This window comes from Caulobacter sp. D5, from assembly GCF_003185805.1.
Classification (GTDB): Bacteria; Pseudomonadota; Alphaproteobacteria; order Caulobacterales; family Caulobacteraceae; genus Caulobacter.
Genome location: NZ_QHJY01000257.1, coordinates 1 through 10,462, shown reverse-complemented (window position 1 = coordinate 10,462; position 10,462 = coordinate 1). Strand labels below are relative to the sequence as shown.

10 protein-coding genes and 2 pseudogenes are annotated in these 10,462 nt (G+C 65.3%); 4 read left to right on the top strand and 8 right to left on the bottom strand.

The window, feature by feature from the left end; genetic code table 11:
* The 3 genes and pseudogenes from DMC18_RS26105 to DMC18_RS25670 all read left to right on the top strand — a co-directional run.
* A pseudogene (locus tag DMC18_RS26105) lies at positions 1-1,045 on the top strand (flagellar protein FlbA); the annotation flags it as partial.
* A gap of 183 nt (positions 1,046-1,228) precedes the next feature.
* Complete coding sequence (locus tag DMC18_RS16840) at positions 1,229-1,786, top strand: helix-turn-helix domain-containing protein (RefSeq protein ID WP_110117850.1); 558 nt, start codon at positions 1,229-1,231, stop codon at positions 1,784-1,786.
* The gene (locus tag DMC18_RS25670; RefSeq protein WP_146218102.1) at positions 1,786-2,472 is read left to right on the top strand and encodes a hypothetical protein; all 687 of its coding nucleotides are present in this window, start codon (positions 1,786-1,788) and stop codon (positions 2,470-2,472) included. Before DMC18_RS16840 ends, DMC18_RS25670 begins: the two co-directional genes overlap by 1 nt.
* A gap of 75 nt (positions 2,473-2,547) precedes the next feature.
* Here DMC18_RS25670 and DMC18_RS16835 read toward each other — a convergent pair whose 3' ends face one another.
* The 8 genes from DMC18_RS16835 to rplK form a co-directional block, all read right to left on the bottom strand.
* Positions 2,548-4,902, bottom strand: a complete 2,355-nt coding sequence (locus tag DMC18_RS16835) for a glycoside hydrolase family 31 protein (RefSeq protein WP_110133123.1) — start codon at positions 4,900-4,902, stop codon at positions 2,548-2,550.
* Positions 4,903-5,237: 335 nt separating this feature from the next.
* Positions 5,238-5,618, bottom strand: coding sequence for a 50S ribosomal protein L7/L12 (rplL, locus tag DMC18_RS16830; protein ID WP_110117852.1), 381 nt, complete (start codon positions 5,616-5,618; stop codon positions 5,238-5,240).
* 46 nt (positions 5,619-5,664) lie between these two features.
* Positions 5,665-6,183 carry a 50S ribosomal protein L10 gene (rplJ, locus tag DMC18_RS16825; protein ID WP_110117853.1) on the bottom strand — a complete coding sequence of 173 codons (519 nt, stop codon included), beginning with the start codon at positions 6,181-6,183 and terminating at the stop codon, positions 5,665-5,667.
* Between the two features lie 347 nt (positions 6,184-6,530).
* Positions 6,531-7,754, bottom strand: a complete 1,224-nt coding sequence (locus DMC18_RS16820) for a TIGR03862 family flavoprotein (RefSeq protein ID WP_110117854.1) — start codon at positions 7,752-7,754, stop codon at positions 6,531-6,533.
* Positions 7,751-8,146, bottom strand: coding sequence for a type II toxin-antitoxin system VapC family toxin (locus DMC18_RS16815; RefSeq protein WP_110117855.1), 396 nt, complete (start codon positions 8,144-8,146; stop codon positions 7,751-7,753). Before DMC18_RS16815 ends, DMC18_RS16820 begins: the two co-directional genes overlap by 4 nt.
* Positions 8,146-8,385: a type II toxin-antitoxin system VapB family antitoxin gene (locus tag DMC18_RS16810; RefSeq protein WP_110117856.1), complete on the bottom strand. Its 240-nt coding sequence runs from the start codon at positions 8,383-8,385 to the stop codon at positions 8,146-8,148. The genes DMC18_RS16815 and DMC18_RS16810 overlap by 1 nt, the downstream gene beginning before the upstream one ends.
* 135 nt (positions 8,386-8,520) lie before the next feature.
* Positions 8,521-9,210, bottom strand: a complete 690-nt coding sequence (gene rplA / locus DMC18_RS16805; RefSeq protein ID WP_110117857.1) for a 50S ribosomal protein L1 — start codon at positions 9,208-9,210, stop codon at positions 8,521-8,523.
* A gap of 4 nt (positions 9,211-9,214) precedes the next feature.
* Complete coding sequence (gene rplK, locus DMC18_RS16800) at positions 9,215-9,646, bottom strand: 50S ribosomal protein L11 (protein WP_007661528.1); 432 nt, start codon at positions 9,644-9,646, stop codon at positions 9,215-9,217.
* Between the two features lie 501 nt (positions 9,647-10,147).
* On the opposite strand from rplK, the pseudogene DMC18_RS16795 reads away from it, so the two are divergent.
* Positions 10,148-10,462: pseudogene (locus DMC18_RS16795) on the top strand (TonB-dependent receptor); the annotation flags it as partial.

The window sequence follows — 10,462 nt, the reverse complement described above, 5'->3', positions numbered from 1 at the left end:
CGCCCTGGCCGCCTGCGATGCGGCCCTGGCCGCCGCCCCGACCCCGCCCCAGGCCGCCTCGGTGCGCATGACCCGCGCTTTCGCCCAGCTGTGCCTGGGCGACCTGGCCGGCGGCTGGGCCGACTATGCCGCCCGCCTGCTGCCCGAACGCCGCGAGGCCATGGCCTTCGACATTCCCGGCGAGCGCTGGACGCCGGCCCGCCCGTTGCGCGGCCTTTCGCTGCTGCTGGTCGGCGAGCAGGGCCTGGGCGACGAGGTGCTGTTCGGCTCGATGCTGCCGGACCTGCTGACCGCGCTTGGCCCCGCCGGCCGCCTGACCCTGGCGGTGGAGCCTCGCCTGGTTTCGCTGTTCGCCCGCGCCTTCCCCGGCGTGCGGGTGGTCCCCCACGTCGGCACCAGCCTGGCCGGCCGCGTGACCCGCCACGTCCCGGACGCTGGCGACGAGCACCACGCCTGGGCCCCGATGGGCGCCCTGCTGCCGCTGCTGCGGCCGACGACCGACCGTTTCGCCCGCCGCGCCTTCCTGTCGCCCGATCCGGACCGGCTGGCGCACTGGAAGGACTGGCTGGCGAGCCTGGGCCCCGGCCGCAAGGTCGGCTTCATGTGGCGCAGCCGGTTGATGGGCGGCCTGCGCAACCGCCGCTTCGCCCCGTTCGAGGCCTGGCCGCCGGTGCTGCGCACGCCGGGCGCGGTGTTCGTCAATCTGCAGTACGGCGAGCCCGGACCGGAGCTGGCCCAGGCCGCCGCGCAGGGGCTGGAGATCCACGAGCCGCCGGGCCTGGACCTGATGCAGGACCTGGAGGGCGTCACGGCCCTGACCTGCGCGCTCGACATGATGATCGGCCCGATGACCGCCACCAGCAATCTGGCGGCGGCCTGCGGCGTCGAAACCTGGATCCTCGCCTCCAACCCGCTCTGGCCGTTGCTGGGGACCGGCGGCTGCCCCTGGTACCCCAACGTGCGCGCCTTCGCGCCGGAGGGGGCGGATGACTGGGGCCTGAGGCTGGAAGAAGTGGCGAAGGCGTTGGCGGAGCGAGCAGCGTAGGCGCCAGGAAACGACGCCTGACAGCAAATGCCGATACCAACACCTTAATAGGTTCGAGATCGACCAGCATATGTAGTTGAACAACGCCCAATCGCTAGCCAAGGCCGAGAGGGCGAATGCACGCGTAATCCTTGCATCATAAGCGCAGTTGCATAGAAATGGCCCTGGCTCGGGGGCTGAACCGTGAACACGGACGAACTTGAAGCGCTACTCAATGGCGCAGAGGAAACCGACACCCTTGAATTCAAGGGAGCGATGGCTTGGGATCGCCAGTCGCTTGTTCGCGATATCCTGGCCTTGGCCAACGTAATCGATGGTGGTCGCATCGTTATCGGCGTTGAAGACAACACCTATGCTCGCCAGGGCTTAACTCCAGAACAAATCGCGACATTCGACGCAGAAGTAATGCGGGATCAAATCGCGCCTTTCGCCGATCCGCGCGTTGTATTTCGACGCATCGTCGCTGCTGATCGGCAAGGTCTTCAGTTTGTGATTATAGATGTTTCCCCGTTCGATGAGGGGCCAGTCATCTGCAAACGTGATGGCACCGAGGTAAACGCTGGAACGATCTATTTTCGGAGTCGTACCAGACGCCCTCAAAGTGCACGCGTCGATAATAGCGCAGATATGCGCGATATTATTGAACGCGCCGCGGCACTAGCCGCACGGCGACTTCGCCGACTGGGCTTTGTCGCGGAACAAGGCGACCAAGATTATGACGCTGAGCTGGGAGGCCTGTGATGGAGCCGCAGCTAATTGAGCGCATTAGATCGTTTGGACACTGGCGGGTCAATCTTCGCCCCCTCGGCACGCTAACGCATCCGCTTTCATTCGAGCAAGCGGCCAAAATTGTAGACGAAAATCGAGTGGCGGTACGCGGCTGGGACTTTCCCCACATCCAACGTCACAACGGCGCTAGCGGAGCAGCCGAGCGAGGCGAAAACTATGTCGAAAACTGGTGTGACTGGGATGGACAGATCGAGTTCTGGCGCATGTATCGCAGCGGTCAGTTTTTAGCATACAAGGCGCTACACTACGAAGTTCCAAATTCCATGTTCTACACGCAGGGCAAAAGCCTATTTATTACAGATTCAATATTTGCAGTTACGGAATTTTTGGAATTCGCGCATCGCCTCTTCATTCACGGCGCACATTCAAACGGAACAGTGGTTTTTATAGATCTCAACAACACGCGCGATCGAAACCTCCAAACGGGACCTGGCCGCATGCCTTTTTGGGACCTCAAAACCACCAAAGCAGAAACTATAAAATTGAAAAGGACTGTTCACCCTGACGAATGGAGCGAAGGCGCCGCAAATGTCGCAAACAGCCTGCTCTTAGAATTATTCGATCATTTTGGTTGGAACCCTCCGCAATCGCAAATTTCCGCCGAGCAGGAGAAATTCTACAGGCGAGATTTTCGCTAGCGAGTTAGCCCCAACCAAACTTGGGAGACTTATGCAAAAGAGGGGAGGACGTTTCCGCCCTCCCCTCTTCGTCTCCTACTTCACCACCTGGACCGCGGCCTGGGCCTGGGCCGCCAGGGCCTTGTCGCCGGTGGCGGTCAGCTTGCCGGCCTTGTCGTCCCAGCGCAGCTTGACCGTCTTGCCGACGCCCTTCTCGTAGGCGTTGGTGACGCCGTCGTCGTCATAGAGCGAGAACTCGGCGTCGGCGCCCGGCCAGACCTTCACGGCGCTGATGGCCTGGGGCTGGCTGGTGTTGAGGATCGGCGCGCCCATCGGCACGATCGAACCGGCGCGGACGAACAGCGGGATGGTGTCGATCGGGGCCTTCACCCGGATCGTCTGGCCGCCCGTGTACTTCTGGTTGGTCCAGTAGTCGTACCAGTCGGCGCCGGCCGGCAGGTAGACGTCGCGCTCGGTGACGCCCTGGTCGGTGACCGGGGCCACCAGGAAGGCCGGGCCGAACATGTACTGGTCGCCGATGTTGGCCACCTTCGGGTCGTTCGGGAAGTCCATGAACAGGCCGCGCATGAAGGGCGCGCCGGTGTCGTAGGTCGTCTTGCCCATCGAGTAGAGGTACGGCATCAGCGCGTAGCGCAGGCGGACGTACTTGGTCAGGACCGTTTCGGCCTCCTTGCCGAACGACCACAGCTCGGTCTCCTTGCGCATGCCGTGCACGCGCAGGGTCGGGGTGAAGACGCCGTACTGGAACCAGCGGGTGAAGAGCTCGGGATAGTCGTTGTTCTGGCCGACCACGGCGCGGGCGTCCGACGGGTCGAGCAGCGGCGGCTTGGTCGCCGTCGTGGTCTGCGGCAGCCACTGCCAGCCGCCGATGTCGTTACCCCAATACGCGAGGCCCGAGGCGGTGAAGTTCAGGCCGGTCGGCACCTGGCGCTTGAGCACTTCCCAGGTCGGCGAGATGTCGGACGACCAGAACAGGCTGCCGTTGCGCTGGGCGCCGGTATAGGCGGCGCGGGCCAGGATCAGGTTGCGCTTGTCCGGACGGTCGCGGCGCGAGCCGTCTGCGGCCAGCTGGGTGTGCATCAGCGGGAAGGCGTTGCGGACGCGGTCGCCCGTGCCGGCGTGGAAGTAGTAGCCCGACGGCACCAGGTCAGGCTCGGTCTCGTCCAGCCACAGCCAGTCGAAGCCCTGCGAGAGGATGTTGTCGCGGATCTTGTCCCAGAACCAGTCGCGGGCCTCGGGGTTGGTGGTGTCGATCAGGGCGCCGGTGCGGTCGCTGCGGAACGGCAGGCCGTCGACGACCTTGCCGTCGGCGTCCTTCAGGAAATAGCCCTTGTCGGCCATGTAGTTGAAGTAGCGGCCTTCCTGCTCGAAGCGGGGCCACACGCTGATGATGGTCTGCACGCCGCGGTCGTGCAGCGTCTTGTTCATGCCCTTGGGGTCTGGGAAGGCGGTCGGATCGATGTCGATCTGGCCCATCCGCGTCCAGTGGAACCAGTCGAGCACCATGATGTCGAGCGGCAGGCCGCGCTTCTGGTAGCCGTCGGCCACGGCCATGAACTCGGCCTGGGTCTCGTAGCGGGCCTTGGACTGGATGTAGCCGAAGGCGGCCTTGGGCGGCAGCGGGGTGACGCCGGTCAGGGCGCGGTAGCCGGCGTAGATCTCGTCGGTGGTCTTGCCGGTGATGACGAAGAACGACACGCGCTCGCCGACGTTGGACTGCCACAGGGTGCGGCCGTTGACGCCCGGATAGATCTTGGTGGCCGACGGGTTGTCCCAGAGGATGCCGTAGCCCTTGCTGGTCACCAGGAACGGCACGCAGACCGTCTCGCCGTGCGGGGCGTCGTAGTCGTGCTTGCAGTCGATGGTGCGGCCGCGCAGGTCGAGCGCGCCTTCCGACTCCTGGTTCTGGCCCAGGCCGTAGAAGTGCTCGTCGGCCGTGGTCGAGAAGGTGGCGCCGGCGCGGTAGGTCTTCTCGCCGCTGACGACGTGGGGCGACAGCTCCCAGCCGTTCATATCGACCAGCGAAGTCCCGTCGGCCTTGCGGACCTTGATCGACACCGGCGGCAGCGACGGGGCGAAATAGCGCTCCTGCAGGCTGGGGGCGCCCGGCCAGGGCTGGGCGACGACTTCCAGCGACAGCTCCGAAGAGGTGAAGACGTCGGCGCCGGCCTTCTGGTCGTGGCGCCAGCCCTTGTCGCTGGGCTGACCGTTGATCCCGTAGCCGGGGGCGGCCTTGGCCAGGTCCTTGTCCTGGCTGATGGTCACGCGGATGACGTTGGGGGCGTAGGTTTCGACCGAGACGTAGGAGCCGTTGCGATCGACCGTGGTGGTCGGGGCGGCGACCGCGAGGCCGGCGGCGGCGCTCAGCGCCAGACCCGAAACCAGACCAGAAGCCAGGGCGCGTCGACGCGCTCCGTTCAGCCAAGCCATGCGATTTCCTCCACTAAGTTACCGCTATCATTTCCTGGTGCTGGCGTAGTGGCGGGCGCGGCGAAGGTCAAGGCAAGGGTGTGATTGATGGGAGGAATGGATTGGAAGACCCTCCCCCTGAAGGGGGAGGCGTCGGCGAAGCCGACGGAGGGGGATGTGGCCTGTGAACCAGCAACCGCCTCAACGTCAGCTGAGACTTCCCCCTCCGGCCCTTCGGGCCACCTCCCCCTTCAGGGAGAGGGTCTGGAAAACGAAAACGGGCCCGGAGGTTTCCCTCCAGGCCCGTCTCGTAAGGTCATGAAGACCAGATCCGCGTCAGGCGACGCGGAACCGGATTACTTCACTTGGACCTTGGCGCCGGCTTCGGTCAGCTTCTTGGCGACTTCGTCGGCCTGCTGCTTCGAAACGTTTTCGACGACGTTCTGCGGAACGCCTTCGACCAGGTCCTTGGCTTCCTTCAGGCCGAGGTCCGGACGGACGCCGCGGACTTCCTTGATGACGTTGATCTTCTTGTCGCCACCGTCCAGCAGGACGACGGTGAATTCGGTTTGCTCTTCAGCGGCTTCAACCGGAGCAGCAGCGCCACCGACGGCGGCGACGGCGACCGGAGCGGCGGCCGAGACGCCCCACTTTTCTTCCAGCAGCTTCGAGAGTTCAGCGGCTTCCAGCACCGACAGGGTGGACAGTTCTTCGACCAGCTTTTCGAGCTTCGACATGTGTCAGTTCCTTAGAGAGATTGGGATAGATTTGCGGGGATGACCGTTACGCGGCGTCTTTGGTCGCGTAGGCGTTGAAAACGCGAGCCAGCTGGGCAGCCGGGGCCTGCAGGACGCCAGCGATCTTGGTCGCCGGAGCCTGGATGAGGCCGATGAGCTTGCCACGCAGTTCGTCCAGCGACGGCAGGGTCGCCAGAGCACGCACGCCGGCTTCGTCGAGCACGTTGGTCTGGTCCAGAACGCCGCCGACAATCTTGAGCTTGTCGTTTTCTTTGGCGAACTGCACCGCGATCTTCGCGGCCGAGACGGCGTCCGGGCCGAAGGCGATGGCGACCGGACCGGTGAAGAGCGTGTCGCCCTTTTCACCGAGCTTGCCGTCCAGAGCCTTCAGAGCCAGGGTGTTCTTCACAACCTTGATCGCGGCGCCTTCCTTGCGGAGGCGAAGACGAAGGTCGGTCATTTCCGCAACGGTCAGACCCGTATAGTGGGTCACGACGACAGCGCCGGCATCGGCGAAGACGCTTTTCAGCGACTCGATCGATTCCTGCTTTTGAGCGCGGTCCATTGCGGTCTCCTACTCAGTTGCAGGCGGCCGGACCATTCCGGCAGCCAGATGCGCGCCACAAGCGGGATCGCTCCCGCACGCGAGTTGCATCAGCCTGTTCCAAGGAAAGTCGGCCGCGCACCTGACTCGGGCAAAGCCGCGAGAGAGGAGATCTTGGCGTCTCTATCCCTGTCTCCCGACGGCGAGGAAGGGCTCTTCCTCGATTATGGCGCTGGTGACCCCGCGCCCCGCAGTTCTCAAACAGGTTCGCCGCCGAACCGGAGTCCAGCGGAGAGGCGGGCCGTATACACGGGGGTTTCGGAAGTTTCAACCCGTTGGTGACGAGTCACGAAAAAGGGCGCAACGCCCTACCCCGCCAGCCGCTCGTTCACCGCCCGCGCTGCCGCCACGCCCGTGGCGAAACAGGCCTGCAGCAGGTAGCCGCCGGTGGGGGCCTCCCAATCCAGCATCTCGCCGGCCAGGAAGACGTCGGGCCGCGACCGCAGCGCCAGGCCGTCCAGGCTGTCGAAGGTCACGCCGCCGGCGGCCGAGATCGCCCGGTCCAGCGGCCGGGCGGCCGTCAAGCGGATCGGCCCGGCCTTGATCGCCGCCGCAAGGGCCGCCGGTTCAGACGGCAGGTCCAGGCCATGGGCCTCGCGCAGCAGGTTCACCTCCACCGGCGACAGCTTCAGGGCCTTGCGCAGGTGGTTGGCCAGCGACTGGCCGCCGCGCGCGCCGGACAGGCGCCGCTCCAGGGTCTCGGCCGGCAGGTCGGGACGCAGGTCGATGGTCAGCACCGCCGCGCCGTCGCGGGCGATGGCCTCGCGCGGGGCCGGGCCAAGGGCGTAGACCGCTCCGCCCTCGATGCCATAGCCGGCGACCATGGCGTCGCCGCGCGCCTGGCGGCCGTCACAGGTGAGGCGGACGTTCTTCAAGGGCTCGCCGGCGAAGCGGTCGCGGAAGATCTCGCTCCAGGAAACCTCGAAGCCGCAATTGGCCGGGGCGAAGGGCGCGACGTCGGCGCCCTGCCCTTCCAGGGTCTCCGTCCAGGCTGCGTCGGAGCCTAGCTTGGGCCAGCTGGCGCCGCCCAGGGCCAGGATCGTGGCGCGCGGCCGCCAGGTCTCGCGACCGTCCGGCCCCTCGACCAGCAGGGCGCCGTCCTCGCTCCAGCCCGCCCAGGCCGACCGGGTCCGCAGGGAGACGCCCAAGCCCTCCAGCCGCGCCAGCCAGGCGCGCAGCAGCGGCGAGGCCTTCATCGCCTTGGGGAACACACGCCCGCTGGCGCCGACGAAGGTCTCCTGGCCCAGGTCCTTGGCCCAGGCGACCAGATCGGTCGGCGTGAAGGCCTCGAGCATCGGCCGCAGCACCGCCTCGCGCGGGCCATAGCGGGCGGCGAAGCGCTCGAAATCTTCCGAATGGGTGAGGTTCAGCCCGCCGCGGCCGGCCATCAGGAACTTGCGCCCGAAGGTCGGCATCTTCTCGAACACCACGACCGAGCGGCCGGCCTGGGCCAGGCGCTGAGCGGCGATCAGCCCGGCGGGTCCGCCGCCGACCACGGCGACGTCGATGATCCTGGGAGCGTCAGACGTCACGCGGCCTCGATGTCAGTCAGGGAAAAGTCGCCGCCCTTGTAGAGCAGCGGGACGCCATGAACCTTGGCGCAGGCGTAGGCGAAGCAGTCGCCCATGTTGAGCTTGGCGGGATGGACGCCCTTGCCGAAACGGGCGTGGGCTTCGAGCGCGAGAACGCCTTCGGCCGCGCCGATCTCGACGATCCGAACATTCAGGCTCGCCTGGAAGCTGAACAACCGCGCGCTGGCTTCGCTCACCCCGTCCTCGGTTTCCCGCACGAGGGCGCGGACCGTTTCCCAGTTGGCGATCGAAGACGTCAGGATGGTGTCGGCAGCGACCAAGGCAGCGACCAGCCGATCCCGTTCCGGCTCATTCAGCGAGACGGCCGTCCAGGCCGAGGCGTCGACGAACATCAGTCGCCGTTGATCATGTCGAAGAACGCCTTGTCCGCCTTGAGACCCGTCCGAGGCACGGCGTCGAACTCGGCCAGGATGGCTTCGACCTTCGCCAGCTTTTCCGCCTGCGCCTTCTCGCGCGCCGCCAAGGCTTCCGAAGCGGCCAGCTTCACGGCCTCGGTGATGCCAAGGCGCGTTTTGTCGGCAAGCTCGCGGACCAAGGCGTCGGTTTCGGGGTCGCGGATGTGGAAGGCCATGACCAATCTCCGTCTAGCCGAAAGATAACATCGGCTAGCCGAACCGCCAAACCCGCCTGAAGACGCCCCCAAACGCAAGACGGGCGCTGGATCGCTCCAGCGCCCGTCTCCGAAGTCAAAAGCTTCGATCGGCCGTTAGGCGGTGATCGAGGCGATGTCGACCTTCACGCCCGGACCCATCGTCGAGGACAGGCCGACCTTCTTGACGAACACGCCCTTGGCGCCCGACGGCTTGGCCTTGTTCAGGGCGTCGATCAGAGCCTTGACGTTGACCAGCAGGGCTTCGTCGGTGAACGAGGCCTTGCCGATGCCGGCGTGAACGATACCGGCCTTTTCGACGCGGAACTCGACGGCGCCACCCTTGGCGTCCTTCACGGCTTGGCCGACGTTCGGGGTCACGGTGCCGACCTTCGGGTTCGGCATCAGGCCGCGCGGGCCCAGCACCTTACCGAGACGACCCACCAGGGCCATCATGTCCGGGGTCGCGATGACGCGATCGAAGTCCATGAAGCCGTTCTGGATCTTTTCGACCAGGTCTTCGGCGCCAACCACTTCGGCGCCGGCCGCGGTGGCTTCGGCGGCCTTGGCGTCCTTGGCGAAGACGGCGACGCGGACGTCACGGCCGGTGCCCGACGGCAGTTGAACGACGCCACGGACCTGCTGGTCGGCGTGACGCGGATCGACGCCGAGGTTCACCGAGATTTCGATGGTCTCGTCGAACTTGGCCTTGGCGTTGGCCTTGACCAGGGCGATGGCGTCGGCGACGGCCAGGGTGGCGTCACGGTCGCCGGTCCAGGCCTTGATGCGCTTGGGTTGCTTAGCCATTGGATTAGGCCTCCACGATCTTCAGGCCCATGGCCTTGGCGGAGCCTTCGATGATCTTGGCGGCGGCCTCGAGATCGTTGGCGTTCAGATCCTTCATCTTCTTCTCGGCGATTTCGCGCAGCTGGGTGCGCGTCACTTCGCCGACGGTCTCACGACCAGTCAGCTTCGCGCCGGACTTCAGGCCGGTGATCTGCTTCAGGTAGTGGGTCGCCGGGGGCGTCTTGGTGACGAAGGTGAACGACTTGTCCTGGTAGACCGTGATGACGGTCGGCAGGGGGGTGCCCTTTTCGACGTTCTCGGTGCGCGCGTTGAACTCCTTACAGAAGCCCATGATGTTGACGCCGCGCTGACCCAGAGCCGGGCCGATGGGGGGCGAAGGCGTGGCCGAGCCAGCCTTCACCTGGAGCTTGATGTAGCCCAGGATCTTCTTAGCCATACTATCCTCTCATGAGGGCCGAAGCCCTCGCTGGTGAGCCGTGGTGCGGGCTTGGCGGCCCTTCCACGGATTTGGCTCGTCATATTCGAGCGAATAACGACGAACACGCCCCGGGACGGGGTCCTGGAGCGAGGCGGCGCATGTAGCAGGCGCGCCGAACGGAGTCCAGCGCGGCGGCTCCGTATACGATCATCCCCGCCCTGTTGCCGCCATGCCACGCCGGTTTCGGCCACGCCGGGGCCGCAATTCAACCTGAGCGACCCGCCGATAAACAAGAACGACACTACATCGTCACAAATTCATCAATCCATGCCGATAACGACGCAATGTGAGCAAGCTCGTTCTCATCACAACGATATCGCGCAACATATTCGCCCCATTCCATGAATTTCCGCCGAAATTCAGAAAAGAAACGACGCCATTCGTCTTCCCTATCGCGAACCTTGTTTCGCAGAACGCCGTCATCGCGACAAGCGATTTGGCGAATACTGGGGACTATGAATGGCTAGAAATACCTATCTTCTGAGCGCGTCGGCGCTCGTCATCGCCGTGACGGCAGCGCCGATCCTGGCGCAGGCCCAGACGAACGACGAGCCGGCCGCCGTCGAGGAAGTCGTCGTCACCGGTTCGCGCATCGCGCGCCGCGACTACGTCTCCAACAGCCCGATCATGACCATGGGCCAGGAGCAGATCGAGAAGACCGGTTCGGTCACGGTCGACACCCTGCTCAACCAGATGCCCCAGTTCGTGCCGTCGGTGTCGTCGACCTCGAACAACCCGTCGAACGGCGGCCAGGCCAACATCGACCTGCGCGGC

What these genes read in the sequence shown, in the direction of transcription:
- DMC18_RS25670 (WP_146218102.1), top strand. Translation starts at nt 1,786, where the DNA reads ATGGAGCCGCAGCTAATTGAGCGCATTAGATCGTTTGGACACTGGCGG.
- DMC18_RS16835 (WP_110133123.1), bottom strand. Translation starts at nt 4,902, where the DNA reads ATGGCTTGGCTGAACGGAGCGCGTCGACGCGCCCTGGCTTCTGGTCTG.
- rplL (WP_110117852.1), bottom strand. Translation starts at nt 5,618, where the DNA reads ATGTCGAAGCTCGAAAAGCTGGTCGAAGAACTGTCCACCCTGTCGGTG.
- rplJ (WP_110117853.1), bottom strand. Translation starts at nt 6,183, where the DNA reads ATGGACCGCGCTCAAAAGCAGGAATCGATCGAGTCGCTGAAAAGCGTC.
- DMC18_RS16815 (WP_110117855.1), bottom strand. Translation starts at nt 8,146, where the DNA reads ATGTTCGTCGACGCCTCGGCCTGGACGGCCGTCTCGCTGAATGAGCCG.
- DMC18_RS16810 (WP_110117856.1), bottom strand. Translation starts at nt 8,385, where the DNA reads ATGGCCTTCCACATCCGCGACCCCGAAACCGACGCCTTGGTCCGCGAG.
- rplA (WP_110117857.1), bottom strand. Translation starts at nt 9,210, where the DNA reads ATGGCTAAGCAACCCAAGCGCATCAAGGCCTGGACCGGCGACCGTGAC.
- rplK (WP_007661528.1), bottom strand. Translation starts at nt 9,646, where the DNA reads ATGGCTAAGAAGATCCTGGGCTACATCAAGCTCCAGGTGAAGGCTGGC.